Genomic DNA, 26496 nt, shown 5'->3' with positions numbered 1-26496 from the left:
GTCCGCCCCCACCTCATCTCCGCAATACGGGACAGACCGTCCTGGACACAAAAAAGAGGCACGGTTCATGAGCGGGCTTTCTCATAAATCGTCTTCCCGTCGCGCTCGATTTCGCGCCGGATCGCTTCGTTCAACGCGTCGAAAAAAAGCACGTCGCACGAATAAATGCCGACGATCTCGTCAATATCCTCTTTGATTTTCCACTTTTGTTTGCCGGTGTAGTCAATGCACAAGTCAATGTCGGAGTTGTAGCGGGCCGTGCCGCGCGCACGCGAGCCGAACAACACGACTTTTTGAATCTCCTCCTCGCCGGCGAAATACGCCATCAGCCGTTCAAACACGGTCGGGCTAATTCCATAGCTCACGGTCGATCACTTCTTTTTTGATCTATTCGAGTAGCGCTTCGATTTTGTGGACATATTCATTCATCTGAAATCAAACATGCCTACTTCAGAAAACAGTGAACAGACTAAATCACTTCTAACGATATTTGATGCAGCATATCGAGATCTTGCGTCTGGCAAGATGGAAAGAACTCGCCGTAGACACTTATATTTACTTTCCGCTGTGGAAAAGCCTCAACATGAATTGATTCAATTCTCGCCGTATAACGCCCGTTGTTTTGAATAAGGTTAAACATAAACTCGCTATAGAAAGCAGGAATATATCCTAGCTTGCATCCTTTATCTGTCAACACTTCTACTGCTTTAGAATCTTGCCTATTCTCCGGCTCTAATCGAAAATGCACCTCATCCCCCACTTTAAGATGTTGAATCACTCGATTTCCCTCGTAATATCTCCAACCCGCGACATAAAAATCAAAATCGAAATGATTTCCCGATACATAAATAGGCGCTACAAATTCATAAGAATCTGTCGCAAGTTTACCACCGGTAGCCCGTAACAAATCCATATCTGTACAATCGCGCGGCAAACCGTATGTCCGCAAAATTTCTAAAAAATCCGGACGGCGCCGGTCAGGCAAACGTCGCTCGAACGGTCCAAACAATTTGTCTGAAACATATTTTCTTTCCATATCCCGAAAGGCTAAATGAGGCTTGTAACCGTTTTCTAGAGCCTCGAGTAATCCTCTTCTTTTCCTGCTGTGTTCGTAATAAAATACATATTTTTCTCCATCATGCAATAAATTTCCAATATGATATCGCTGCCGAGTATATTCATTTTGCCAAATTAACCACAGCACAAAAGGGCGCACCACCTTACCTCACCTCCATATACCAATTTAAGAGCCATTCCTTTCGATACTGTAATAACTTTAATACCCATTCTTTGTGAATTTTACTCATGGCGTTTTCTGAAATACCCTCTAAAACACTTATGATTTGTTGCTCATTAATTTGACTGATACGATCAATTTCCTTCTTCATTTCTTTTGGATACAATTCATAAATGAAACTTAGTAATTCTTTATATTTAGGCTTCTTCTTATGAGGAAGTCCGATTAAAGAAAAACTCCGATTTGTAAAAGCTTCGAACATTCTCTGATCTTGAAACATTTTTAGAATACGTTCTTCCTTCAATTGGTATCCTAGCGACGCCCCGTTATCATATATAGGTGCAAGCTTACAGCTAGTGTGGTGAACAATAATCCCCCAGTTATCACAGTGACGATCTTGATTGGCGATTAGCGCGTCAAATACAGGGATTTGGACAAATTCTTTTTCAAGATGAAATCCAGACAACACTTTTATTACATTCAGAAAATGATAATGTTTTAAATTGCGGCGATCAAAACTCTCTTCAATTGTAAAGAACAAATCGCCACCTTCGTAAAATTCCTCATTATATGAGACGAAATTTTCAGATAAAATACCTATTGTTCCATCGTAAACAGCTAAATCGGCCTTCATCATATCTAACCCTATATGTTGGCCGATTTTTGATGCAACAACCTCTGCCCACGCTTCTCCAGTATTTTCCTTAGGAATTTTAAATAGATACCGACGTTTATTATCTGGATTAATTAACCAAAACTTCTCTCTTGTCCCAGAAGCTTGCCGCTCCTCATCTTTTTTCCAATGACTAACATCATATAACTCCATAAAAGATGATCCTTTTTTTAGTTTTTGGTTTTTGATAGAAACAAGAGAAAAAGTTGATCGCAAGAGAAGCCTGCTAAAATGATGATCATATGCACTGCTGTTTGCCTGTCTCTGATCTCTTTAAAATTATATTATCACAAACAATAATGGTCATGCAAAAACCCGAAGTCCCTTTTCGAACTTCGGGTTCTCCTTTCACACTTCCTCACAATATTCATCGAACAGCGTCTGCAGCTTTTGCACGACGGCGACTGGTTCGTGCCCTTCGATGTCGTATCGGTGCAGCATGGCGCACAATTTCCCGTCTTTTAACAAGGCGAACGACGGCGAGGATGGCGGCTCGCCGACAAAATATTCGCGCGCGCGGGCGGTTGCTTCTTTGTCTTGGCCGGCAAAGACAGTTACTAAATGGTCCGGGCGCTTGTCGTAATGAACCGCGTGGGCCGCTGCCGGACGGGCGATGCCGCCGGCGCAGCCGCACACCGAGTTGATAAGCACGAGCGTTGTGCCCGGACGGCGGAATGCCGCATCGACGTCTTCCGGCGTGCGCAGTTCTTCAAATCCGGCTTCGACCGCTTCGCGCCGCGCTTGTTCGACGATGTCGTTATAGAGCGGAAATTGAAATTGGAACATCTCAACACCTCCTTCGATTTGCCTTTATCATATCACAGTTCACCGCCTCGCTTCCGTTCATACGCCTCGATCAGCTCGCGGACGGCGGCGGTGACCGGCTTGGCGCCGGAAATGACGCTGTTCTCGAGCATCGGGAGCTTTTCTTTCACGACCGGATCGGCAAAAAAGCGCGTTTCCACATATTCTTTGATCATGGCGTGCATCCAGTCTTTTTGCTGCTGGCGGCGGCGGTCGAAAAAGACGCCGGATCGCTTTGTCGTCTTGACAAACGTTTGAATGACGCGCCACATGTCGGCGATCCCTTCTCCCAAAAGCGCCGAGCATGTGTACGCTTTCGTCTCCCAGCCGGGCGTGGCCGGGCGGAGGTAATGGAGAAACTGGTTGTATTCTTTTTGCGCCGCTTTTGCTTTTTCTTTATTATCGCCGTCCGCCTTGTTGATGACGATGGCGTCCACCAGCTCCATGATGCCGCGCTTCATGCCTTGCAGCTCGTCGCCGGCGCCGGTTAAGGCGAGCAACAAGAAAAAGTCAACCATCCCGCGGACGACAAACTCGCTTTGCCCGACGCCGACCGTCTCGACGAGGATGATGTCATAGCCGGCCGCCTCGCACAGCATCATCGTCTCGCGCGTTTTTCGGTGTACGCCGCCAAGCGCCCCGCCCGATGGGGACGGACGGATGAAAGCAAGCGGATTGCGGGCGAGCGCCTCCATCCGCGTTTTGTCGCCGAGGATGCTGCCGCCGGTCAACGAACTCGTCGGGTCGACGGCCAAGACGGCGACGCGGTGCCCTTGCTCGCACAAAAACGTGCCGAACGCTTCAATGAACGTGCTTTTTCCCGCCCCCGGCACACCGGTGATGCCGATGCGAATCGAGCGGCCGACGTGCGGAAGCAGTTCATTGAGCACTTGCTGGGCGAGATCCATATGCCTGGCCGCATTGCTTTCGACAAGCGTAATCGCCTGCGCCAAAATGGTGCGGTCGCCGGCGAGCACTCCTTGGACGTATTCTTTAACCGATCGTTCTTTTCGCCGCACGAGCCGCTTCGGCGCCGGCGGGCGCTCGGCTTGCACGTACGACGACAGACCATTGCCGTCCGCCCATTCCGGGCGCCGCGGCTGCCCGTCCGAAACTGCGCTCTGGCCGCTTGCCTGTTCCCGCCGTTTCTCTTCGCCGTTCATTGGTTCACTTCCTCATAGCCAAGCCGGGCGTAAATTTCATCCAACACTTTTTCCGCCGCTTCCGGAATGACCGTGCCCGGTCCGAAAATGGCGGCGGCGCCGTGCTCATACAAAAACGCGTAGTCTTGCGGCGGAATGACGCCGCCGACGACGACCAAAATATCATCGCGGCCGAGTTTGCCGAGCTCCTCGACTAGCTGCGGCACAAGCGTTTTATGCCCTCCGGCGAGCGAACTGATGCCGACGGCGTGCACATCGTTTTCGACCGCCTGGCGCGCCGTTTCTTCCGGCGTCTGGAAAAGCGGGCCGATGTCGACGTCAAACCCTAAATCAGCAAACGCCGTGGCGATTACTTTCGCCCCGCGGTCATGGCCGTCCTGCCCCATTTTCGCGATCAAGATGCGCGGGCGGCGTCCTTCGAGTTCGGCGAACTGCTCCACCCGCCGCTTCACCCGTTCCAGCTGGGATTCGTTTTTGTATTCCGAGCTGTACACGCCGCTGATCGAGCGGATGGCGGCGCGATGACGCTTTGCCACTTTTTCGATCGCGTACGAAATTTCCCCGAGCGTCGCCCGGACGCGCGCCGCTTGGACGGCCAGCTCAAGCAAGTTCCCTTCGCCCGTTTCCGCCGCTTTCGTAATGGCGGCAAGCGCCGCTTCGACCTGCTCGTTGTCGCGCGTCGCCTTAAGCTCGTTCAGCCGCTCGATTTGCCGCTGGCGCACGGCGGTGTTGTCGACTTCCAAAATGTCGATCGGTTCTTCTTTTTCCGGGCGGTATTTATTGACGCCGATGATCGTTTCCGCTCCTGAATCGATGCGCGCTTGGCGGCGGGCCGCCGCTTCTTCGATGCGCATTTTCGGGATGCCGGTTTCAATGGCTTTCGCCATCCCGCCTAAGCTTTCGATTTCTTCGATATGCGCCCACGCCCGCTTCATCAATTCGTTCGTCAACGTCTCGACGTAATACGAACCGGCCCACGGGTCGATCGTCCGGCAAATGCCCGTTTCTTCCTGCAAGTACAGCTGCGTATTGCGGGCGATGCGCGCCGAAAAATCGGTCGGCAAGGCGATCGCTTCATCCAAGGCGTTCGTATGGAGCGACTGCGTATGCCCCATCGCCGCCGCGTGCGCCTCGATGAGCGTACGCACGACGTTGTTGAACGGATCTTGCTCGGTCAAGCTCCATCCCGACGTTTGCGAATGCGTCCTTAGAGCAAGCGATTTCGGGTTTTTCGGGTTGAACGTTTTCATCATTTTCGCCCACATGAGGCGCGCCGCCCGCAGTTTCGCCACTTCCATAAAGTAGTTCATGCCGATCGCCCAGAAAAACGACAGCCTTGGCGCGAACGAGTCGATGTCAATGCCCGCTTTCAAGCCGGTGCGCACGTACTCAAGCCCGTCGGCGAGCGTGTACGCCAGCTCCAGATCAGCCGGCGCCCCGGCTTCCTGCATATGGTAGCCGGAGATGCTGATGCTGTTGAACTTCGGCATGTATTTGGCCGTATAGGCGAAAATGTCGGCGATGATGCGCATCGACATCTCCGGCGGATAAATGTACGTGTTGCGCACCATATATTCTTTCAAAATATCGTTTTGGATCGTGCCGGACAGTTTGTCCTGCGTCACTCCCTGCTCTTCGGCGGTGACGATGTAAAACGCCATGATCGGGAGCACCGCCCCGTTCATCGTCATCGACACCGACATTTGGTCGAGCGGGATGCCGTCAAACAAAATTTTCATATCGAGCACCGAGTCGATGGCCACCCCCGCTTTGCCGACGTCGCCGACGACGCGCGGATGGTCGGAGTCATAGCCGCGGTGCGTCGCCAAGTCAAACGCGACCGACAATCCCTTTTGCCCCATCGCCAAGTTGCGCCGATAAAAGGCGTTGCTCTCCTCGGCGGTCGAAAAGCCGGCGTATTGGCGGATCGTCCACGGCCGCACGACATACATCGTCGGATACGGCCCGCGCAAGTACGGCGGCAAGCCGGGCATATAATCGAGAAAATCAAGCCCATCGATGTCTTCCTTTGTATAAAGCGGCTTCACCGCAATGTGTTCGTTCGTCTGAAACAAGAGCTCATCGATCGACGCTTGCACGCGCCGCTCCACCGCATCTCTCCACTGTTTCTCATCCACATCGGCCGCTATGGCGGAAAGCGGCATGTTGGTAAAATCAACGTACTTCGCCATCAAGCGCCACCCCTCTTTCCGTTAGAAACGCCACGATCACATCGTACGCGTTCGAACCGAGATGAATCGATCCGTCCACGCCCGCATCCGCGTACGTTCTCTCAAGCTCTTCCGGCGGCTTTCCGGCCACATACAGCTTCGCGTTCGGCTTGGCTTGCTTGAACGCCTCAGCCAACGCTGGAACGAACGCCGGATAATCGTCATCGGCGCCGCACACGATATAATGCGTCCCGTTCGTGTTCCGCACCCATTCGACCGCTTCCGCGACCGAGGCGAAGCCATCGCTCCGCTCAGCCGCCACCCCGCCGGCCGCAAACAGCCCGGCGATGAAATCGGCGCGCGCTTGATGGCGGACAAGCGGCCCGATATTGATCAAGTGAACGGAAAGCCGGCTTCCCGTGCGTTCGGCATACTCCTCGGCTGCCTTCCGTAGCTGCTCAAACGGCTCGGCCAAGCGCCATGCGTGAATCGGCGCAATGCGGACTGACGCGTTTCCGTCAGCAAGCGCCGCTGCGATCTCCCGAGCGGTTGCTCGACGGCGGGCCGCACGAATCGCCGCTTCCATCCACTTCCCGCCCGCGAGCGAGGCGCGAATCTCGGCCACCCGCTTTTCATCCAGCGGCGGCGCCACGTTCGCTGCGGCTTGCTTCGGCTTTTCGACCGGCGTTTCCTCCAAATTGGCGTACACGTTCGTGCCAACGATTTTTTCCTTCCGCGTCTTGACACGATCCAGCCGCCGCTTGGCGACCGCTTCCACTTCCGCCTGCACGAAGCCGTCTTCGAGCGCCTTCGCCATGCCGCCTTTTTCCTCCACACGCTGGAACAGCTTCCACGCTTCTTCGGCGAGCTTGGCGGTCAACGTTTCCACATAATACGAGCCGCCCGCCGGATCGATGACGTTCGCCACATGCGCCTCTTCAAGCAAAATGAGCTGCGTGTTGCGGGCGATGCGCCGCGAAAACTCATCAGCGAGTCCGAGCGCCTCGTCAAACGGCGACACGTGCACGCCATCGGCGCCGCCGACAACGGCCGCAAACGCTTCCGCCGCCGCCCGGAGCATGTTCACATACGGGTCGTACACCGTTTTCGTAAAGGGCGACGTGCGCACATGCAACTCGATCCGCCTTGCTGATTCACCGCCGCCAAACGCTTCGATCACTTGCGCAAACAACCGCCGCGCCGCCCGCAGTTTCGCGATTTCCATAAAAAAGTCCGCCCCAACCGCAAACGACGCTTGCATCCGCGTCGCGATGTCATCCACCGTCAGCCCCCGATCCAGCCCGGCGCGGATGTACTCGACCGCCGCCGCCAGCGCAAACGCCAGCTCCTGCACGGCGTTCGCCCCGCCGTTATGGTACGGCTCGCCGCGCACCAAAATCGTGCGGACGGCAGGCATCTGTTCCTTCGTCCACTTCGTTGCTTCCGCCATTTCATCATATAGCCGCTCAAGCGAACACGGGAGCGTCCCCTGTTCCGCCCACGCTCCGAGCGGATCCATGCCGATCGCGCCCCGTACGCTCGATAGCGGCACTCCCCGTTCCTCTAAATAAGCGGCCAACAGCGCCAAAAACGAAAGCGACCGCGCCCCGGCGTCCACACGGAGCGAATAGCGGTCGAGCGGCACACCAGCAAACATCGCCGCCACATCATCAACCGACTCGACGGCAAACGGCAGCCGACCAAGGGCAAGATGGATTTCCGTCTGCCCCCGCTCCAAGTCGTGCTTCACTGCCTCGTTCCAGTCGGACGGGCTCGCTGCCGAAATCTCCTGGCTCACCTTCCACGGCTCGCCCCGATACCCTTCCGGCCGCGCCCCGCGCACATAGCGGCCAAAGCCCGGGTACTGCTCAAGCGGGCCGAGCGCCTCCACATCGCGGCGCGTATAGAGCGGTTTGACCGCAATGTTTTCGTACGTCATCGATACAAGCCGCTCGAGCGGCTTGCCTTTCAGCGACTTTTCCGCTTCCCGCTCCCACTCCTCCACCGTCGGAGCCGGAAACGCCGCTTCCTTCATCTTTGCGACATCGCTCATTCCGATCCCCCTTTGCCTTCCAGACATAAGAAACCGCTTTCTTTTCAAGCCGCACCTTTCCCTCTCGAACCCGTCTGCTCAGAACGAAGCGCTGATGACGCTTCGTGTGGGAAAAAACGGTTTCTATGTTTATTGTAGTACATCGGCCGCGTTTGGGCAATGAACAAAAAGGCAAAGAGTCAGTCAAGACTTTGTGGAGAACATTTTTTCGGTTCACTACGGGCGTTGTCAATCACTAGTTAGCGAACCATTTTCAGGAATTAATATCGTAAGCGCTTTCGGACTCTCATCCCTCATCTTGAGGCGATGATACGATATTCCATTTTTTTACACCCAACCACCATCCCGGAGCGCCGACAACGCTTGATGGATCGGCGTCCCGGATGACCGCTGCAGACACGGTAGATTCTGACGCACCACATCTGCCCATAACCGTCCGGCCTTCCGTTTGGCCTGTTCGATCCGCTTGGACTTTGTTGAGGCCGAGACGGCCGACTGGGGCTCTTGCTCCTCCCACCGTCCCTTTCTCCACCCGATCCCGTCGATTCGGGCCGCCATCGCCCTCAGAAACGCCCGAAGCCCTTGGTCTTTCCAGCTGCGGCGGGATTTCACCCGATGCGCAAACCGGCTCATCACGCTCTCGGCGTGGCCCATCGGACGCATGCCGGTCGTCTCCACCCCTTGCTCCGACAGCCACTCCCGATAGTCCCGGATGCATCCCGGCATCGACTCGATCCGGCGGATCATGGCAGCCATCTGCTTCTCTTTCGCTTCGTCCTCCAACGTGCCGACCGCGCTGTTCAGCTCCACCAGAAGCCCCTCTTCGTCTTGTTTCGCCAGCTTCTTCCGCACCTCCCGCCAACGCGGATGGCCGGACAGACACTGACGCAGCTCCCGCGCCACATGAAATCGATCCAGCTGAAAGCACGCCCGCTTCCCAAAATACTCCCGGCAGGCCGTGATCCACGACGCCGCGTCGCCGTTGATGATCAAAAGGTCCCGGCACGGATCATAGGCATATTCGTTCATCAGCCACTCTTCAAACCGTTCCCACACGTCTCCCGCCCCTTCATGGAGGTAGTGGCGCCGGTTTACCAGCTCAAGCTGCGAACCGTTTCGTTTCCATCCCTCGTGAATCGCCAGGATTTTCTCTTCTTTCGCCCGTTTCCCTTTCCCCTGGCGGGAAATGAACAGCCCATCCGCCTCCACAAACAGCACTCGGCCGTGCCGTTTGGAAACAGGGTGGTGCAGCGAGACAGGGGCCTCCAGCACCAGTTGGCGAATCGCCTCGTGGCTCATGACCGCATACCCTACGATCGACTCGAGTGTGCGAGCCGCTTTGCGGTAGGAAGAGCACTCTACGGCCAACTCGACCGCCGTTTCCTCGAGGCAAGGACTGATCGATCGGGCCCCATCAAAGCCTAATTCGGCATCCAGCAAGAAGGTATAGTTCCCCGTTTGCCGGTCATAGTAGTAGTTCCGTCGAAACGTCACTTCTCCAAACAGCGTTTGGATCGTAGTCGGCCGTTTGTCTTTCAGCTGATACCGGCGCTTGTCCCGCGCTTCCGCCAGTTGTTGATCAATCTCCTCCAAAAGGGCCGCCAACAAGACAGCGAACACCTTTTGAAGAGTTCTGACTAATTGTTCCTCCAGCTCTTTTAATAAAGGCCATTCTGTGGTAAGATGTTTCATGGACTCTCTCCCTCCTGTTTTCGGTTGATGTTGACAATCACCATCATAGCAGGGAGAGAGTCCTTTTTGCATGACATTTGCTTTTTTCTACCGCGCTTCGCTTGGTGGCCCCGACGAGCGTCGCGAACAAAAGTTCGCAACCCTCGTCGGGGATCATTTCGGAATGTCACCCACAAATATTTTACTCACACAAAGGCAAACAACTTGCTGATGCCACCATTTCGCCATGAAATGGAAAACAAAGCGGTCAAAAAAAAACATGAACGATCCCGAAATGGCTCGATGACTTGGCGAAACAACACCATCTCAACGATTCACAAATCCTCCAAGAAGCCCTGAAAAAACATGAAAGGAAGAGGGCGTTGTTGCATGCTCTCTTGGACGATGCTCCCTCGTCCCCCTCCAAATCGCCGCTTAGCGAAAATCTCAACTGCCATTTATTCATTGGAAAATGTTTCGCAAATCGATCACGAAATCCTTCAATACATGAACCAAAACGGCGTCATCCCGGTTGTACACTCCATGAAGTTCCAATCTTCCTGTTTTTCCGCGCAAATACACTTCCACCACTTGATTCGCCGGGTCAACGATCCAATATTCCTTCACCCCGGCCCGCTCGTACGCGATCCGTTTGTCCATCCGGTCGATTTTGGCCGTGGCGGGGGACAAGATCTCGACGACCAAATCCGGAGCCCCGACAATGCGGTTTTTTTGAATTTTGTTTTTGTCGCAGATGACGACAAGATCGGGGCATACCCAGTTTCGGACGTTTTCATCCATCCATCCCTTTCGATGATCTTCGAAAAGATACACATCGATCGGGGCGGCCAACACGCGGCAATCCTTCCCACGAAGATGCATCCCGAATTCAATGGAAAGTTGGAGCGAAACTGATTGATGTTCCGGTGTCGGCGACGGCGCCATGCTAATGATGTTCCCGTCCAAGACCTCGCACCGTTTTCCTTCCGGCCATGTCGCATACTCTTTGTAGGTCATAGGGGCCTGTTCCTTTTCTGGTGAACCCATATCCTCCACCTGCCTCCTAATTTTATATTGATTATACACCATCCATTCCTGTGTCTTGAACGATGTTTATTCCTCTTCCCGAACGAGCGGCAGGCGGACGAATACGGTCATCCCGCGTCCAAGGTCGCTGTCAAACCGAATCGCGCCGTCATGAAGAGAGACGATTTGTTTGACGATGGCAAGCCCCAAGCCGGTGCCGCCTTCTTTGCGGGTGCGGGCGCGGTCGACGCGGAAAAAGCGCTGGCCGAGAAACGGGAGCTGGTCTTTTGGAATGCCTTTGCCCGTATCTTGGATCACGAGCTCGCCTTCCGCTTCCGACAAGCGGGAAAGCCGCACCGTCATCACACCGCCTTCTGGGGTGTAGCGGATGGCGTTGTCAAGCAAGTTGCGCACGACTTGTTCGAGCCGGTCGGCGTCGCCGTTGACGATGATGTCATAGTCCAACTCGCACGCCAGCTCGATCCGCTTTTGCGCGGCGATCGGTTCGTACGTGGCGATGACATCTTCGATCACTTGGGCGAACGCCACCGGCGCGCGCTCGAGCGGCACGCTTTGCCCTTCAAGGCGCGCCAGGTCAAGAAGATCGCGCACCAGCCGCTCCATCCGCTCCGTTTCGCGGTGGATGAGGCGAAGGTACGCCTTTTCTTCTTCCTTCGTTTTCGCGAGGCCAGCAAGGAGTGCTTCGCTGTATCCTTTCATATAGCTGAGCGGCGTGCGCAGCTCATGCGAGACGTTCGCTAAAAACTCGCGCTTCCGCTCGTCTTCTTTGGCAATGGCGTCCGCCATTTGGTTGAACGCCTCCGCCAGGCGGCCGATTTCATCATCGCTCCGCACGGGGATGTCCGCTTCGTAGCGTCCTTCCGCCATGCGTTCTGCCGCTTGTTCCATCGCTTGGAGCGGCTCGGTCATCTGCCGCACCATCCGTCGGCCGACAACCAAAAGCGCGGCGGCGAATATGGCGGCCAACGGCCAAAACGCGGCGGCCGCCCGCTTCGTTGCTTCCTGAACGTCGGCTAACGGCAAATACAAGTAAATCGCTCCTTCAAGCCGCTTGCCGTCCAAAAGCGGAACGACGACCGCCATCACGCGGCGGCCGAACCGCTTTTCGTATCCCGTTTTGACAACAGGCTTCCCGGCTAACAATGTTTCCCGGTCGCGGCCGCTGACTAACGCGTCATAGTGGACCGGAAACGGAAAGCAGGCGCTCAGTTCGCGCGGGTTGTCAATCAACAAGATCGTGGCCGTTGATTTTTCGTCATACCATTCGATTTGACGGCGATATGCCTCCGTCACCGCCCCGCCGCGATAGTCGCGGGCGAGGCTCGTCCCTTCCGCGATCAACGTTCGCTCAACTTCTTTCATGTACACCGTCCGGTAAAAATAATTCAGAAGGCCAAAGGAAAACGCCAGCGTCACCACGACCGCGGCGCCGATCGACAGCCATAGTTTTTGTCCTAACCGAAGCCGTTTCATGTTCATCCCTCAAACTTGTAGCCGATGCCCCAGACGGTTTGGATATGGCGAGCGGCGTCTTTCAGCTTCATGCGCAGCGTTTTCACATGCGTATCGACCGTGCGGGCGTTTCCTGTATAATCATATCCCCACACTTTGACGAGCAAATCGTCGCGGCTGAACACCAGGCCGCGGTGTTTTGCCAAAAACAGCAGCAGCTCAAACTCCTTCAACGTCAGCTTCACCGCCTCGCCGCCAACGGTCACGGTTCGGCCTTTTTCGTCGATGGCAAGGTCGCCAAATTGCAGCCGTCCGTCATTCTCGCGGACGCGCTGCACCCGGCGCAGCACCGCCTCGAGGCGGGCGATGAGCTCTCCCGGGCTGAACGGTTTGACGATGTAATCGTCGCCTCCCAGCTTCAATCCTTTCACTTTATCCCATTCTTCGCCAAGCGCGGTCAAAAACAAAATCGGCACGTCCGACTGCTCACGGATACGGGCGCAGACGGCGAATCCGTCCTGTTTTGGCATCATGACGTCCAACAGCACGGCATCAACCGGATGTTGCGAAAGCAGCACCAGCGCTTCTTCCCCGTCCCCTGCTTCGAGGCAGCGAAAGCCGGCGTTTTCCAAATACATGCCAACGAGCAGGCGCATTTCTTCTTCATCATCGACGATTAAAACGGTTCGTTCGCTCATGTTCGTCCCTCCCGAATAAATAGCTGCAGCGGGCCGTCTCCCGTCTTCCAACGGGCGAGCGGACGCAGCGTCGCCTCATCGACCACGATGATTTCATCGCTGTCATAACTCGCAATATACAAACGGCTTCCTGCCGCTTCCATGGCAAACGGATTGGCGCCGACCAAAACGGAGTTGAGCCGCTTCCCGCTTGGCAAAAACTGATAGACCGTGTTCGAACCGTGGCTTAGCACAAACACGCCGCGGCCTGTTTCGACAAAATCAACCGGCATAATCGGGGCGGCCATCGTCCGGAGCAAGCGGCCGTCTTGAAGCGAATAGACGTGAACATTCTTCTCCACCTTGTTTCCGCTTCCATGTCCGCCGACCCACAGCTCCCCTTCCTGCTCGCGCATCAATCCGCCTAAGGCGAACTTTGGCACAGAAAATGAGCGAATGACACGGAGGCGGCTTGCATCAATGACAAAGGCGCGGCCGTCTTGAAAGTCGATGGCATACAGCTCCGTTCCCTGGCGATTGACAAGCAGCGTCATCGGGGAGCGTCCGACCGAAAGGCGGGCGATCTCTTTCCCGCCCCGGCTCACAACGCGCACCGCGTGATGGGTGCTGTCGCCGAAAAACCACGTGCGGCCATCCGGGGACGGGGCCGCGCTGACGATGCCGTTTCCCGTTTTCCATTCAGAAAGAGGCTTCCCACCTGCGAGATCGTACCGATACACGCGGTCAAGATCCCGCCCGTACAAAAGAAGCGTCCGGCCGTCTGGGCTCAACGCCCCGCCTTGAAACGGTTCGTTGATGTTCCAGCGGGCGATTTTGCTGCCATTTTTCGCGTTCAAAAAGGTGACCGTTTCCGCTTTGACATCGAGGCTGATGACGACGGAAAGCGAATCGGCCACCGGGGGAAACGACGGATTGGCGCAGCCGCTTAGCATAAAGAACAGACACAACAGCATCCATACGCTCGCTCGTTTCATCTGGTTTTTCTCCTTCGCACGTTCTTTTCTGCCCTCATTATACCTCACATTTGTGAAAGAAGTTTGAAATCGCGCCATGCAACCCCCCACCGCCAAATCGATGGCGATGGGGGAATCGTTAATCAATCGGCGCATGCTTTGACACTATATAGCTCACATTTCGCACCCTAACAAGGTTAAAACAAAGGATTTTTTATTTCGTTTTTCAGAATAACTTTTCGGCCAACACAACGAGCGATGGCAATCCTTTTTTTACCATCGCTAGTCGTTCCGTATCACGTTACACGTAAATGCTCTCATCCATGCCCAATCCCTGCAGAATCCTTCGCTGATCCGGGTTGAGGGAGCGATCCAGTGCGCGTTGGATGCGTCCATCCGGCAGCTGGAACAGGATGACGTTCACATATTGAAACAGCTGAAAAATCGCCTGCCCGGTTGGCCGGGTCAGCTTGCGGCCTCCAGCCCCTTTTAACGGGCGTTCTGGTGTGATGAACTGACGCACCCGGCGCTGAAAAACGCGGTAAATCGCCAAGGCCAAGAGAAATAGATAGCCCAATACGGCAACTCGTTCTGGCTTTTTGACATAAATCTCATCCGTGAAAAACGGATCTTTCAAAAACGCGAAGTTCATTTCCACCGAGATTTGCCCTTTATACAGCTTCAAGATCTCTTGGGCATCCATTTGTTGGCCCTTCCATTCCTTCGGAACGGTCGTGACGAGGACAAACCGGGACGCTTTCCGCCTCGCCTGTTCCCATGCCGGTTGGTCGAATTCGACGTTTAGGCGAAGGGTGTACAGCGTCTCCATCTCGGGTTCCGCCCCTTTTTTCGGCCGTCCGCGCCGTTTTTTCGGACGCACGATCTCTTTGACCGCGGCCTCCACTCGATGAAACCGAGGGCGAAGGGACGCCTTGAGGGACGTCAAGGCTTGTTCGGCGTCTTCGCGGCAGGAGAAGGGGTGGCGCTCCCAACGGACTTGTTCCTCGCGAAGAAGCTCCGCTTCTTTGACCCGCTCTTTTTCGAGCGTTTTTCCTTTGCGCTGGTCGAGCGCGCTCGATTCGACGACGATCAGCCGAACCGGGTGGCCTTCATAGGTCGCGGCCGTTTCCCATACCCGATGCGTGGCGCCGTTTCTCTCCGCTAGGGTAAAGGGTTCGCTCCACGGGATGTGAGGCGAATCGGCCTCCGCTAATGCCCGTTTCACGATTCGAAGCGACGAAGGGCCTCTGGTGATCAAAAAGGCTCGGGCGGCTTTTGTCTGCGCCAAGGTGTCTTTCGTCATCGCGGCGGAATCGGCCACGTAAATCCATTCGTCGTCGATCTTGGCTTGTTTGAACTGTTCGTGGATCCGCGACAGCACCTCAGGATTCCACGCCTTATCCGATAGATTGCCGTCATGCACATCGCCGTAAAACGGGATGCCGTCCTCGTTGCCGACCAGCCCGAAGCCGATCTGTTTTTGCCAACGGTGATGGCGGTTATAGCCATGTGTGATCTGCAAAGCCTCCAACGAGGCCGATTCATACGCTCCGTAAACCGTCTTGTCCGTCGTATCAGCGTGAAAGGCTCGGAGGGAAAGGCCTTCTTTGCGATAAATGTGAATCAAGCAAGTGCTGATGACCTTGTGAATATCGGCCCCATACAAGCGGTCGAGATGACGGGCCAAGGCATCGTCGTTCAACCAGGAAGGCTGGAGACCGGGACGGATGAGTTTCTCCAGATCGATCTCCTGAGCCCATCGTTCTAAGTGAACCAGGGCTTGCCGGCCGTCAAATAGATTGTAAAGGATGGCTTGAACGGCATCGCTGACTCGCGTTTGGCACTGCGGATCGACGGGCACAAGATGGTCAATCAAGTGGGGGAGGTCCAGTTTTTTGACTAGAACACTTATTATATTCAAATAAGAATTGCGATAGACCCCTTTGACTTTCACATTCATGAGAGAAAAACTCCTTTACGTTCCTTCCCGAGTTCGACAGTCACTAGGCAAACAAAATGCCTCTCGCCCCTTGAGGCAAAAGGGACGAGAGACATTTGGGCACACTTTGGGCGTGTATCTAGGCGCGAGGATGGATGCCTAGGATCTTCGGAGGAGGCTCCAGCCCTAGAGCCGCAAAGAATTGAGCCTGTTTGGCCGTCAGTTCGGTTCGTTGATAAAGGTCGCCGTTTTTGGAAGAAAAATGTCCAAGCATAAGACGCTCACATTCATCCCTTACTTTCGGCCACGATTCATGGGTTCGGATCTCCACGATCCGAACTAACAAGAGAGCAAGCCAACTGAGTAGCACATGCGCCCGAATGCGGTCTTCCAAGCGATGATACATAGGTCGCAATTCCAATGTAGACTTCAATGTTCGGAAGGCCTGCTCAATATCCACCAGCTGCTTATACCCGATGGCGACATCTTCGGCAGACAAGGTGTCATCGGATGTCCGGATGAGATATTTGCCGTCGTACTTTTCCGCGTCACGAACCGCTTGCTTGTCGATGCGAAGGGTTCCGTCCTTCAACTGGCGCAAGTATTTTCCGTAGGACGGATGGGAACGCAACCGGCAGGTCGCCTTATGATGGGCTTCGTTTGGGAGTTGGCGAAGCCCTTCTAACTCCTCTTTCAGCGATTCGAGCAGCGTTTCTCGCTCCTTGCGTTGGCGTTCGGCTTCGCTGGGATTGTACACGAGAACATAGCGCTGACGCGCTTCTCCGTCGCCGACGATGATTTCTTTGATGTGCAAATTCTCGTCCACTTCATGATAACGTCCGCGACGGCTTAAGGCCTCTTCGACGGCGGCTTTGCCGGATCGCATTTTTTCGCCGACAATGTAGTGTCCCCCGGCCTGTTGCAAGATTCGCAAATTCTCTTCAGAGGAAAAGCCGCGGTCCATGACGCTGATCACACGTCCAAGCTTCCAGCCAATCAAGTCTTGTTTCACCTGTTTGATGACCGTCATGTCCATGGTATTGCCAGGCCATACCCAAGCGCGAATCGGGATTCCTTCCCGGGTGACAGCCAGCCCAATGACGATTTGAACCAAGTCTGGGCGTTTGTCTTTCGAGAATCCTTGTTTTCGAAGCGATTCTCCTTCCGGTGTTTCAGAGGGATCCACTTCGAAGTACGACGAAGTCGTATCGAAGTAAATCAAGTCGACTTCCAAATTCAATAAATCGGCCACGGCATGGAACACTTGACGTTCCAATTCCGGCTGCACGGCCAGCAGTTCATCCATCGCCCGGTACAACTGGTGGCTGGCGGCTTGAGGAAGGTGAGGGATATACACGTCTTTCTCCACCCACTCCTCCATCGCCAACTTGCTTGACGGATGAAGGGCGCGATTGGCCACCATGGCAAAAATCAGCCGTTCCAGCGAAATCTGGTGATGTCGGGAGGTAAACAAGGAGTGGAGAATCTCTCCCAACCCCAGTTGTCTCCAGAGCTGATCCAAGAGCCAAACGCCGCCGAGGTGTTTGCATGACTGGAATTGAAAGTCATCGGAAGCTTCTCCTGTCAACGTTTCGACTTCCCAAGCCTGCTCAGGAGAAAGGAATCGCGAAATGCTTTTGGCCAGACGTTCCAGGACGGCGCGATCCACCTCGTCTTCGCGCCCGAACGAATAAATCACCTTCGCTTTCGCATATTTGGCCTTTGGATCCCATTCATTGTGAGCAAGCTGGAGATAAGCAACGGTTGTTCCATCCTTGTTTTTGCGTGTGACTCGTCGTATGTACATGCCTATATTATAACGTATAAACTTTATTTTTAAAAGAAAAAATTAATAAATCGTGTGCCTATGAAATTCGGCGTTTTTTCCTAGGATCCGCATTACGAAACCCTTGATATAACAGCATTTTGGTCATTTCCATTTGCCTAAAATGACCTCAAAACTGTCGAACTCGGGTCCTTGTGTGTCAAGGATTCATTCGACATCGGAATGAAAAAATCCTCCCGATTTTCGTCGGGAGGGTGCGAAATGTGAGTTGCAAAGTAAACAAGAATCCCCCACTTCCACCGGCATTAGCCGATAAGTGGAGGCAGTCCCATCTTTTTTTGTACAGGGGGATGATTGAATATTAATGTGTTCCTAAAAACCCGTACATATATAGAAGGCCGGTGAATTAATGGGGCATAGACTTCCCTCATGTCGAATTTTGGAGACCATTCTCCCCGCCATTTGGCGCCAAAGGACGGGAAGACGAGCAGGACTTCCTGCTCCCAATTCCGTTTTTGCGCACGCCAAAGAGCCGGTCCCCCCTTGTTTTTTTCGAAACCGGCACAATCGCTTCAGATTTTGCACGACGGCGGTCAACAGCGCCTGTTCTTCCATGGCGTAAAGGCCCCGGCTTCGGGCCCGGTCCAGCCCATGACATTCCTTCCCTTCGGCGAACACATGCTCACAACGCGTGCGAAGGGCTTGAATCGATCGATAACCGCCCTGTTGCTGAATGAGCCTCGCTTGGTTGCGAATCTGAACGTCTCGGACTTTCGCCTGGCGTTGTGCTTCCTGAGCGGGATCCTTCGCCCGGCGCTTCCAGGTTGGAATCTCCTCCATCTCCTTGCGGCGCAGCGACACGAGCGGCGTGATGCCTTGGACGAAGAGCGCTTTCAAATACTCCGTGGTGCCATACGCTTTGTCCGCGGACAAGGTCCGAATCGTGATCGACGGGTGGCGAAACCGAATCGAAGCCAGCTGCTCCAAACTCGTCTCCCGTTCCGCCGTTCCGGTGGCGAGGCTGGCCCGTCTGGACAAAATCACGCGCGACCGGACGTCGATGACGTCGTGCACCAGATACCGAGGATACGCTTCCTGGCCTTTGCCTTTCTTGTACAACCGGGCATCCGGATCCGTCACGCTTCGATGGGTCCGGTTGGAAAACGTGGTTCCACGGAAGTTTCCTCGTTCTTCGGCATGGACGCGTTCCCCTGATGGGGGAGACGGAGAAGGCGGGTCGTCATCGGGATCCCGGTCCGCCTCCGGGGACTCGGTCTGTTCATCTTCCCGGGCGGTGCGGGCGAGGTAGTCCTCCAACGTTTCCACCGGAGCGAGCTTGACTTCCCGCAAGCTGTGGATCGAAGCATTCGCCCGCACTTGGGTGCCATCGGCCGCCGCATGCACATCCGGCGAGACCAGACCCGCCGCGATGCACTGATCCACCACGTAGGTCATCAGCCGATCAAAGATTCCGTGTTGGCGCCAGCGTTTCCGTGTTTTGACGAGCGTCGTTCGATCCGGCAGTGTGGGGTGATGAGGATCCGGATGGAGCACGGATTCAAAGTCGAGACCGCAAAACCACAAGTATCCGGCATGCATGGGGAGGATCTCATACAACTCCCGCTCGGAGTGGTCGAACAAATACGAGAGCAGCATCAGGCGAAGCAGCCGTTCCGGATCCGCCGCCGGGCGACCCGTTTTTTCCGTGTACAGGGGGAGCCACCCAATCGTGAATGACGGAAAAGTCAACCGCTTCGTTGATTTGGCGCAGGATATGATGTGGGGGAATCAGGTCCTCCATGTCGATGACTTGAAACAGCCGAGGCTGAGTCGAAGGGTTTTTGGGGGCTTTCATGATCCATTCACGCTCCATTCCAACGATTTTTCTTCCTTTTTCGACATAAGCTCCCTAAATCCCTGCCTTAGAGTGTACTTTTTCACCGGCCTTATAGAAAAACAAAGAGAAAGGTTAATACGGCTCCTATCATTGTTTGATTAAGTGTGTTTTCATCACTGTTCAAATTTTTTAAAAAGCTTGCTAAATTCAAAAACCACAAAACACCTATTATCGGTAAAATAAGTAAGTATATATATTCCATTCAAAAAACTCCTTTTACTGTAAAGTTTGAACCACTCCCACTTAGCTAACGCTTAAAGTGGAGGATTTCTGGGTAATCCTCCCTATATACATGTAACATGAAGAGTTAGCTTCTCAGTCATCCTCCACATCCTAAGCGCTGCAGCACTTCCTCCGGACGTTCGTGGATGCAGTGGACAAACGGAGCGATGCTTGCATGATATCGTTGCGATCCTTGCGACATATATGGGCGATCGCCGCACCTTTCAGCCATTTCCATAAGCGTTCAATCGGGTTCAGCTGTGGCAAATAGGGAGGAAGGGGAAATAACGGGAAAATACGGCCCTTCTTCCCACCAAAACGTCTTGACCATTTTGGCATAGTGAATGCAGGCGTGTTCCAACACCAAGACCATGAGACGATCCGGATCGCGCTCTTTGAGCATTCTCAAGAAACCCAAGAACGCCGCGGCATGGGCAGCGGTCGTTTGATGAAGCACCGTTTCGCCATCGTGGAGGTTGACCGCGCCAAACAGAGATGCGTGGGCATGACATAAGAGAGGCTTGAAATCATTAATAACTTAGTGTTAAAGCGTAAGAAGCAGTATCTACCGACTTAGATGGAGTTATTGATAATCCTGCTGGAAATACTGATACACTAGGTTCGCCAATATATAATTGGTGTCCATATTCAATTTTAATGTTAATTGTACCATTATTTTTTGTTGGTACATAAACATATTGTCCCATATATCCTTTGTGTAAAGTAAATTCTGTAGAGCTTCTTAAGTCAAATTCACCAGCAACTCCAGCATTTGGTTCCCAATCACTAGGTAAGTAATCAATTGCATAATCTATCCAGTTTCCATTACCTTGTGGATCTTGACTATATCTATGTTGATGTTGTGTTACTTTTCCATTACTAGTTGGAAGAAAAAATCCTGCACTTGAAGGAAAACCGAAAGTCATCTTATCTACAAGTTCGTAAAAAGGAGATTTTAGCCATTGGAAATTACCATAAATATAAAATTTATCGTAATTTGTTCGATCAGAGGTTACTTTATAAACTGTACCCCATAATTTCATCGTTGAGGACGAAATTGTACCCATCGTTGTAAAATCTCCAGAATTATTTACTCCATTTTCGAACGAAAATATTTCAGTTTTTGAATCTTGGATGACAGCTTTATCTTTAATGAGTTGCTTTGCAACTTCTAAAGGCAACATATCTCTATTTCTTCTTCAGTATGTCCTGTTACATCTTTTAAATATTTTCTTTCTTGCTTTGTTAATTTTTCACTTTTTGAGATATTATCCACTTCTTTTGCAGAGCTGAAATCATTGAAGAAAAATAATGAAAAAAGGAGCACTAAACTAAATAAATGAAATTTTAATTTTTTTCAAATTAATCCCCTCCTTTTAGATAGCTTTGAATTTTATTATAAAATTTATAGTATTTATTGTAAATAAAAATATTTATTGGATCTTCACCACAAAGTGTGCTTGACAAAGAAAGAAGATGATGATAATGGAAACCAAAATTGCACTTCTCCCTTTTTATTCCACATCCTTCTTAAGGCAACATTGCTATCATGTTTGCCTTTAAAAGTCAAGTACATCTTTTGGTGATGAACCTATTTATTGTAAATAAAAAAATTAAAAGGATTTTCATTTCAAATTACACTTGACAAAAAAGAGGATTGTGATAAGTAAAAACAAAATAGTATTTCTTCCTTTTTATTCCATGCTCCTCTTTGGGCAACATTGCTGTCATGTTTGCCTTTAAAACTCACATTTCGCACCCTAACAAGGTCAAAACAAAGGATTTTTTATTTCGTTTTTCAGAATAACTTTTTGACCAACACAACGAGCGATGGTAATCCTTTTTTTACCATCGCTAGCCGTTCTGTATCATGTTAGACGTAGATGCTCTCATCCATGCCCAATCCCTGCAGAATCCTTCGCTGATCCGGGTTGAGGGAGCGATCCAGTGCGCGTTGGATGCGCCCGTCTGGCAGCTCCAGCAGGATGACGTTCACACTCACATTTCGCACCCTAACAAGGTCAAAACAAAGGATTTTTTATTTAGTTTTTCAGAATAACTTTTTGACCAACACAACGAGCGATGGCAATCCTTTTTTTACCATCGCTAGTCGTTCTGTATCATGTTAGACGTAGATGCTCTCATCCATGCCCAATCCCTGCAGAATCCTTCGCTGATCCGGGTTGAGGGAGCGATCCAGTGCGCGTTGGATGCGCCCGTCTGGCAGCTCCAGCAGGATGACGTTCACATATTGAAACAGCTGAAAAATCACCTGTCCCGTTGGCCGGGTCAGCTTGCGGCCTCCAGCCCCTTTTAACGGGCGTTCTGGTGTGATGAACTGACGCACCCGGCGCTGAAAAACGCGGTAAATCGCCAAGGCCAAGAGAAATAGATAGCCCAATACGGCGACCCGTTCTGGTTTTTTGACATAAATCTCATCCGTAAAAAACGGATCTTTCAAAAACGCGAAGTTCATTTCCACCGAGATTTGCCCTTTATACAGCTTCAAGATCTCTTGGGCATCCATTTGTTGGCCCTTCCATTCCTTCGGAACGGTCGTGACGAGGACAAACCGGGACGCTTTCCGTCTTGCCTGTTCCCATGCCGGTTGGTCGAATTCGACGTTTAGGCGAAGGGTGTACAGCGTCTCCATCTCGGGTTCCGCCCCTTTTTTCGGCCGTCCTCGCCGTTTTTTCGGACGCACGATCTCTTCGACCGCGGCCTCCACTCGATGAAACCGAGGGCGAAGGGACGCCTTGAGGGACGTCAAGGCTTGTTCGGCGTCTTCGCGGCAGGAGAAGGGGTGGCGCTCCCAACGGACTTGTTCCTCGCGAAGAAGCTCCGCTTCTTTGACTCGCTCTTTTTCGAGCGTCTTTCCTTTGCGCTGGTCGAGCGCGCTCGATTCGACGACGATCAGCCGAACCGGGTGGCCTTCGTAGGTCGCGGCCGTTTCCCATACCCGGTACGTGGCGCCGTTTCTCTCCGCCAGGGTAAAGGGTTCGCTCCACGGGATGTGAGGCGAATCGGCCTCCGCGAGCGCCTGTTTCACGATTCGAAGCGACGAAGGGCCTCTGGTGATCAAAAAGGCACGGGCGGCTTTTGTCTGCGCCAAGGTGTCTTTCGTCATCGCGGCGGAATCGGCCACGTAAAACCATTCGTCGTCGAGGTGGGCTTGCTTCAGCTGCTCATGGACACGAGAGCGCTTTGATGCTTGCGATCAACTTAACCGCATCGCTGGTTCGGGTTTGGCATTGGGGATCCACAGAAACCGTCCGGTCAGAAACAAGTTTGAAATCGCGCCACGCAAAAACCCCCACCGCCAACCGATGGCGATGGGGGAATCGTTAATAAATCGGCGTATTGTCTTTGTTCACGTTTTCCAAAATCGCTTTGACGCGAGCGAGGAAGCGGCCGCAAATCAAGCCGTCCAAGACGCGGTGGTCAAGCGACAAGCATAAGTTGACCATGTCGCGGATGGCGATCATGCCGTCTTTCACGACCGGGCGTTTGACGATCGTTTCCACTTGCAAAATGGCCGCTTGCGGGTAGTTGATAATGCCCATGGACTGCACCGAGCCGAACGCGCCGGTGTTGTTGACGGTGAACGTGCCGCCCTGCATGTCTTCCGGGCGCAGTTTGCCGGCGCGCGTTTTCGCCGCCAGTTCAGCGATTTCGCGGGCGATGCCTTTGATCGTTTTTTCATCGGCGTGCTTGATGACGGGCACGAACAAGGCGTCATCCGTCGCGACGGCGATCGAGATGTTGATGTCTTTGCGTTGAATGATCTTATCGCCCGCCCACGTCGAGTTCAGCTGCGGGAATTCTTTCAGCGCTTGGGCGACCGCCTTGACGAAGAAGGCGAAATACGTCAAATTGAAGCCTTCACGCCGCTTGAACTCGTCTTTGATCGCATCGCGGTAGGCGACAAGATCGGTGACGTCGACTTCGACCATCGTCCAAGCGTGCGGCGCTTCGTGTTTGCTGCGGAGCATGTTCGCCGCAATCGCCTTGCGCACCGGGGTGACCGGAATTTCGATGTCGCCCGCTCCGGCTTCGACGTTCGGGGCCGCTGGTTTGATCGGCGCTGCCTGCGGCGCGGCTTGTGCGGCAGCGGCAGACGGTTGAGCCGCCGCGGCGGCCGGGGCCGGTTGCTCCGCTCTCGGTTCCGCTTTTGGCGCCGCTTGTTCCGCCGCCGGTGCCGCTCCCGCTTTCGGAATTTGTCCAGACTCAATGAGCTTCAGCAAATCTTTGCGCGTCACCCGCCCGCCAAGGCCGGTGCCTTTCACTTGTTCAAGGTCAATGCCATGTTCTTGGGCAAGGCGGAGCACGGCCGGCGAATAGCGGCCGTTGTTTGCCCAGCCGGCCTGTTTCGGAGCGGCTGGTTCCGCGTTGTCTTCTGCTTTCGGCGCTTCATCCGCCGGCTTCGCTTCCGGAGCCGGTGCAGCGCCTTCGACTTCGATCGTGCAAATCGGCGCGCCGACTGGGAGCGTCTCCCCTTCTTTGGCGATCAGCTCGCGAATGACGCCGGCAAACGACGACGGAATTTCCGCGCTCACTTTATCGGTGATGACTTCAGCGATCGGATCGTATTTGTTCACTTTGTCGCCCGGGGAAACGAGCCATTTGCTGATCGTGCCTTCCGTGACGCTTTCCCCGAGCTGAGGCATCGTCAATTGTTCGATGGCCACATCGATACCCTCCTATCTTGGCTGCAATGTCTTCGCCTCAAAACGCCGCTAATTCGCGCATCGCTTTTTCGACTTTTTCTGGATTGATCATAAAGAATTTTTCCATCGTCGGCGCATACGGCATGGCCGGAACGTCCGGGCCGGCGAGGCGCATAATCGGCGCGTCGAGATCAAACAAACAATGCTCCGCGATAATGGCGGCGACTTCGCTCATGACGCTGCCTTCTTTGTTGTCTTCCGTAATGAGCAGCACTTTTCCTGTTTTGCTCGCCGCTTCGATGATCGCTTCTTTGTCAAGCGGATAGACGGTGCGCAAATCCAACAGGTGAACGGAAATGCCGTCTTGGGCGACGCGCTCGGCCGCCTGCAAGGCAAAATGGACGCACAGCCCATACGTGATGACCGTGATGTCATCGCCTTCACGCTTGACGTCCGCCTTGCCGATCGGAAGCACATAGTCGTCCTCCGGCACTTCCCCTTTAATGAGGCGGTAGGCGCGTTTATGCTCGAAAAAGAGCACTGGGTCTTCGTCGCGAATCGCCGCTTTCAGCAGCCCTTTCACATCGTATGGCGTCGACGGCATGACGATTTTTAACCCAGGCTGGTTGGCGAAAATCGCTTCGACTGACTGCGAATGGTACAAAGCGCCGTGAACGCCGCCGCCGTACGGGGCGCGGATGACGATCGGGCAGTTCCAGTCGTTGTTCGAGCGGTAGCGGATGCGCGCCGCTTCAGAAATGATTTGGTTGACCGCTGGCATGATAAAATCGGCAAACTGAATTTCGGCAATCGGGCGCAGGCCGTACATCGCCGCGCCGATGCCGACGCCGACGATCGCCGACTCGGAAAGCGGCGTGTCGATGACGCGCTCTTCGCCGAACTGCTCGTACAATCCTTGTGTCGCTTTGAACACCCCGCCTTTTCGGCCGACGTCTTCTCCCAACACAAACACGCGCGGGTCTCGTTCCATTTCTTCGCGAATCGCCATCGTGACGGCATCAATATAGGAAATAACAGGCATCGTCGATTCCCCCTTACTCCTCGGCATACACGTAGCGAAGCGCATGCTCCGGCTCGGCGTACGGAGCCTTCTCCGCATAGTCGGTCGCTTCGTTCACTTCTTTCATGACGCGCGCTTGAATTTCTTCATCTTGTTCATCGGTCAAAACGCCGGTTTCTTTCAAATAGTTGGCAAACGACACGATCGGGTCTTTGGCGCGCGCTTCGGCGAGCTCTTCTTCCGTCCGGTAGACGCGGTGGTCGTCGTCCGACGAGTGCGACGTCAGCCGGTATGTCACCGCCTCGATGAGCGTCGGCCCTTCGCCGCGGCGGGCGCGGTCGGCCGCTTCTTTCACGACGCGGTACACTTCAAGCGGATCGGTGCCGTCGACCGTATAGCCCGGCATGCCATAGCCGATGGCGCGGTCCGACACCTTTTCGCACGCGAGTTGTTTCGAAATCGGTACGGAAATGGCGTACTTGTTGTTTTCGCACATAAAGATGACTGGGAGTTTATGAACGCCGGCAAAGTTTGCCCCTTCGTGGAAATCGCCTTGGTTCGACGACCCTTCGCCGAACGTGACGAAGGCGACAAAATCTTTCTTTTCCATTTTCGCCGCCAGCGCAAAGCCAACCGCATGCGGCACTTGCGTCGTCACAGGCGATGAACCGGTGACGATCCGGTTTTTCTTTTTCCCGAAATGCCCGGGCATTTGCCGGCCGCCCGAGTTCGGGTCTTCCGCCTTGGCAAACGCCGCCAACATCAATTCTCTCGGCGTCATGCCAAACGTCAGGACAACGCCCACATCGCGGTAATACGGCAAGACATAGTCTTTCGTCCGGTCGAGGGCGAATGCCGCGCCGACTTGCGCCGCCTCCTGCCCTTGGCATGAGATGACGAACGGAATTTTCCCCGCGCGGTTTAACAGCCACATCCGTTCATCGAGCTTGCGGGCCAAGAGCATCGTTTCATACATTTCCAACACCGTGTCATCGCTTAATCCAAGCGCCTGATGACGGTTTTGCGCCATCGCAACAACCTC

General features: G+C 53.7%; 20 protein-coding genes and 3 pseudogenes. All 23 read right to left on the bottom strand.

Features of this window, described 5'->3' with window-relative positions; genetic code table 11:
* Positions 1 to 65 precede the first annotated feature (65 nt).
* The gene (locus GC56T3_RS06035; protein ID WP_049775780.1) at positions 66 to 326 is read right to left on the bottom strand and encodes a nucleotidyltransferase family protein; all 261 of its coding nucleotides are present in this window, start codon (positions 324 to 326) and stop codon (positions 66 to 68) included.
* A 143-nt stretch (positions 327 to 469) separates the two neighbouring features.
* The gene (locus tag GC56T3_RS06030) at positions 470 to 1216 is read right to left on the bottom strand and encodes an HIRAN domain-containing protein (protein ID WP_041468718.1); all 747 of its coding nucleotides are present in this window, start codon (positions 1214 to 1216) and stop codon (positions 470 to 472) included.
* 4 nt (positions 1217 to 1220) lie between these two features.
* On the bottom strand, positions 1221 to 2063 hold the full coding sequence (locus tag GC56T3_RS06025) for a HipA domain-containing protein (RefSeq protein WP_013144791.1): 843 nt from the start codon (positions 2061 to 2063) through the stop codon (positions 1221 to 1223).
* A 195-nt stretch (positions 2064 to 2258) separates the two neighbouring features.
* Entirely contained in the window at positions 2259 to 2696 is a 438-nt protein-coding gene (locus tag GC56T3_RS06020; RefSeq protein ID WP_013144790.1) for a BrxA/BrxB family bacilliredoxin, read from the bottom strand.
* 32 nt (positions 2697 to 2728) lie between these two features.
* Positions 2729 to 3877, bottom strand: a complete 1149-nt coding sequence (gene meaB, locus GC56T3_RS06015) for a methylmalonyl Co-A mutase-associated GTPase MeaB (protein ID WP_013144789.1) — start codon at positions 3875 to 3877, stop codon at positions 2729 to 2731.
* On the bottom strand, positions 3874 to 6069 hold the full coding sequence (gene scpA, locus GC56T3_RS06010; protein ID WP_013144788.1) for a methylmalonyl-CoA mutase: 2196 nt from the start codon (positions 6067 to 6069) through the stop codon (positions 3874 to 3876). Before scpA ends, meaB begins: the two co-directional genes overlap by 4 nt.
* Positions 6053 to 8101, bottom strand: coding sequence for a methylmalonyl-CoA mutase family protein (locus tag GC56T3_RS06005; protein WP_013144787.1), 2049 nt, complete (start codon positions 8099 to 8101; stop codon positions 6053 to 6055). The genes scpA and GC56T3_RS06005 overlap by 17 nt, the downstream gene beginning before the upstream one ends.
* Before the next feature lie 327 nt (positions 8102 to 8428).
* On the bottom strand, positions 8429 to 9793 hold the full coding sequence (locus GC56T3_RS06000) for an ISLre2 family transposase (protein WP_013145704.1): 1365 nt from the start codon (positions 9791 to 9793) through the stop codon (positions 8429 to 8431).
* Positions 9794 to 10234: 441 nt separating this feature from the next.
* Positions 10235 to 10819, bottom strand: coding sequence for a Uma2 family endonuclease (locus GC56T3_RS05995; RefSeq protein ID WP_011231854.1), 585 nt, complete (start codon positions 10817 to 10819; stop codon positions 10235 to 10237).
* A 66-nt stretch (positions 10820 to 10885) separates the two neighbouring features.
* On the bottom strand, positions 10886 to 12292 hold the full coding sequence (locus GC56T3_RS05990; RefSeq protein ID WP_013144786.1) for a cell wall metabolism sensor histidine kinase WalK: 1407 nt from the start codon (positions 12290 to 12292) through the stop codon (positions 10886 to 10888).
* A 2-nt stretch (positions 12293 to 12294) separates the two neighbouring features.
* Complete coding sequence (locus GC56T3_RS05985; protein ID WP_013144785.1) at positions 12295 to 12969, bottom strand: response regulator transcription factor; 675 nt, start codon at positions 12967 to 12969, stop codon at positions 12295 to 12297.
* Positions 12966 to 13943 (bottom strand): YncE family protein, encoded by a 978-nt coding sequence (locus GC56T3_RS05980; protein ID WP_012820601.1) that lies wholly within the window; start codon positions 13941 to 13943, stop codon positions 12966 to 12968. The genes GC56T3_RS05985 and GC56T3_RS05980 overlap by 4 nt, the downstream gene beginning before the upstream one ends.
* 280 nt (positions 13944 to 14223) lie before the next feature.
* Complete coding sequence (locus GC56T3_RS05975; RefSeq protein WP_041468283.1) at positions 14224 to 15882, bottom strand: IS1634 family transposase; 1659 nt, start codon at positions 15880 to 15882, stop codon at positions 14224 to 14226.
* A 118-nt stretch (positions 15883 to 16000) separates the two neighbouring features.
* Positions 16001 to 17668 carry an IS1634 family transposase gene (locus GC56T3_RS05970; RefSeq protein WP_041468282.1) on the bottom strand — a complete coding sequence of 556 codons (1668 nt, stop codon included), beginning with the start codon at positions 17666 to 17668 and terminating at the stop codon, positions 16001 to 16003.
* A 351-nt stretch (positions 17669 to 18019) separates the two neighbouring features.
* Positions 18020 to 19520: pseudogene (locus GC56T3_RS05965) on the bottom strand (transposase).
* Between the two features lie 357 nt (positions 19521 to 19877).
* Positions 19878 to 20105, bottom strand: coding sequence for a transposase (locus tag GC56T3_RS20270; RefSeq protein ID WP_368483960.1), 228 nt, complete (start codon positions 20103 to 20105; stop codon positions 19878 to 19880).
* Positions 20011 to 20223 (bottom strand): hypothetical protein, encoded by a 213-nt coding sequence (locus GC56T3_RS19885; RefSeq protein WP_227456692.1) that lies wholly within the window; start codon positions 20221 to 20223, stop codon positions 20011 to 20013. The genes GC56T3_RS20270 and GC56T3_RS19885 overlap by 95 nt, the downstream gene beginning before the upstream one ends.
* A 73-nt stretch (positions 20224 to 20296) precedes the next feature.
* The gene (locus GC56T3_RS18420) at positions 20297 to 20950 is read right to left on the bottom strand and encodes a hypothetical protein (protein ID WP_013144783.1); all 654 of its coding nucleotides are present in this window, start codon (positions 20948 to 20950) and stop codon (positions 20297 to 20299) included.
* Positions 20951 to 21639: 689 nt separating this feature from the next.
* Positions 21640 to 21762, bottom strand: a pseudogene (locus GC56T3_RS20265) (transposase); the annotation flags it as partial.
* 129 nt (positions 21763 to 21891) lie between these two features.
* A pseudogene (locus GC56T3_RS05960) lies at positions 21892 to 22965 on the bottom strand (IS1634 family transposase); the annotation flags it as partial.
* Between the two features lie 145 nt (positions 22966 to 23110).
* Complete coding sequence (locus GC56T3_RS05955) at positions 23111 to 24454, bottom strand: dihydrolipoamide acetyltransferase family protein (protein ID WP_013144782.1); 1344 nt, start codon at positions 24452 to 24454, stop codon at positions 23111 to 23113.
* A gap of 37 nt (positions 24455 to 24491) precedes the next feature.
* Positions 24492 to 25475, bottom strand: a complete 984-nt coding sequence (locus tag GC56T3_RS05950) for an alpha-ketoacid dehydrogenase subunit beta (protein ID WP_011231859.1) — start codon at positions 25473 to 25475, stop codon at positions 24492 to 24494.
* A gap of 13 nt (positions 25476 to 25488) precedes the next feature.
* Entirely contained in the window at positions 25489 to 26484 is a 996-nt protein-coding gene (locus GC56T3_RS05945) for a thiamine pyrophosphate-dependent dehydrogenase E1 component subunit alpha (protein WP_012820597.1), read from the bottom strand.
* Between the last annotated feature and the right edge of the window lie 12 nt (positions 26485 to 26496).

The sequence above is a fragment of the Geobacillus sp. C56-T3 genome (assembly GCF_000092445.1).
In the GTDB taxonomy this organism is placed as follows: domain Bacteria; phylum Bacillota; class Bacilli; order Bacillales; family Anoxybacillaceae; genus Geobacillus; species Geobacillus thermoleovorans.
Note: the sequence above shows the minus strand (reverse complement) of the source record. Positions and strands in the feature narration are given on the sequence as shown.

Bases quoted from the DNA above. Each gene is read 5' to 3' on its own strand.
- GC56T3_RS05995 (WP_011231854.1), bottom strand. From the start codon at position 10,819: ATGGGTTCACCAGAAAAGGAACAGGCCCCTATGACCTACAAAGAGTAT.
- GC56T3_RS05970 (WP_041468282.1), bottom strand. From the start codon at position 17,668: ATGTACATACGACGAGTCACACGCAAAAACAAGGATGGAACAACCGTT.
- GC56T3_RS05985 (WP_013144785.1), bottom strand. From the start codon at position 12,969: ATGAGCGAACGAACCGTTTTAATCGTCGATGATGAAGAAGAAATGCGC.
- GC56T3_RS06025 (WP_013144791.1), bottom strand. From the start codon at position 2,063: ATGGAGTTATATGATGTTAGTCATTGGAAAAAAGATGAGGAGCGGCAA.
- scpA (WP_013144788.1), bottom strand. From the start codon at position 6,069: ATGGCGAAGTACGTTGATTTTACCAACATGCCGCTTTCCGCCATAGCG.
- GC56T3_RS06035 (WP_049775780.1), bottom strand. From the start codon at position 326: ATGGCGTATTTCGCCGGCGAGGAGGAGATTCAAAAAGTCGTGTTGTTC.
- meaB (WP_013144789.1), bottom strand. From the start codon at position 3,877: ATGAACGGCGAAGAGAAACGGCGGGAACAGGCAAGCGGCCAGAGCGCA.
- GC56T3_RS05990 (WP_013144786.1), bottom strand. From the start codon at position 12,292: ATGAAACGGCTTCGGTTAGGACAAAAACTATGGCTGTCGATCGGCGCC.
- GC56T3_RS05945 (WP_012820597.1), bottom strand. From the start codon at position 26,484: ATGGCGCAAAACCGTCATCAGGCGCTTGGATTAAGCGATGACACGGTG.
- GC56T3_RS06005 (WP_013144787.1), bottom strand. From the start codon at position 8,101: ATGAGCGATGTCGCAAAGATGAAGGAAGCGGCGTTTCCGGCTCCGACG.
- GC56T3_RS06020 (WP_013144790.1), bottom strand. From the start codon at position 2,696: ATGTTCCAATTTCAATTTCCGCTCTATAACGACATCGTCGAACAAGCG.
- GC56T3_RS05950 (WP_011231859.1), bottom strand. From the start codon at position 25,475: ATGCCTGTTATTTCCTATATTGATGCCGTCACGATGGCGATTCGCGAA.
- GC56T3_RS06000 (WP_013145704.1), bottom strand. From the start codon at position 9,793: ATGAAACATCTTACCACAGAATGGCCTTTATTAAAAGAGCTGGAGGAA.
- GC56T3_RS05975 (WP_041468283.1), bottom strand. From the start codon at position 15,882: ATGAATGTGAAAGTCAAAGGGGTCTATCGCAATTCTTATTTGAATATA.
- GC56T3_RS18420 (WP_013144783.1), bottom strand. From the start codon at position 20,950: ATGTTGCCTTTAGAAGTTGCAAAGCAACTCATTAAAGATAAAGCTGTC.
- GC56T3_RS05980 (WP_012820601.1), bottom strand. From the start codon at position 13,943: ATGAAACGAGCGAGCGTATGGATGCTGTTGTGTCTGTTCTTTATGCTA.
- GC56T3_RS20270 (WP_368483960.1), bottom strand. From the start codon at position 20,105: ATGCCAAAATGGTCAAGACGTTTTGGTGGGAAGAAGGGCCGTATTTTC.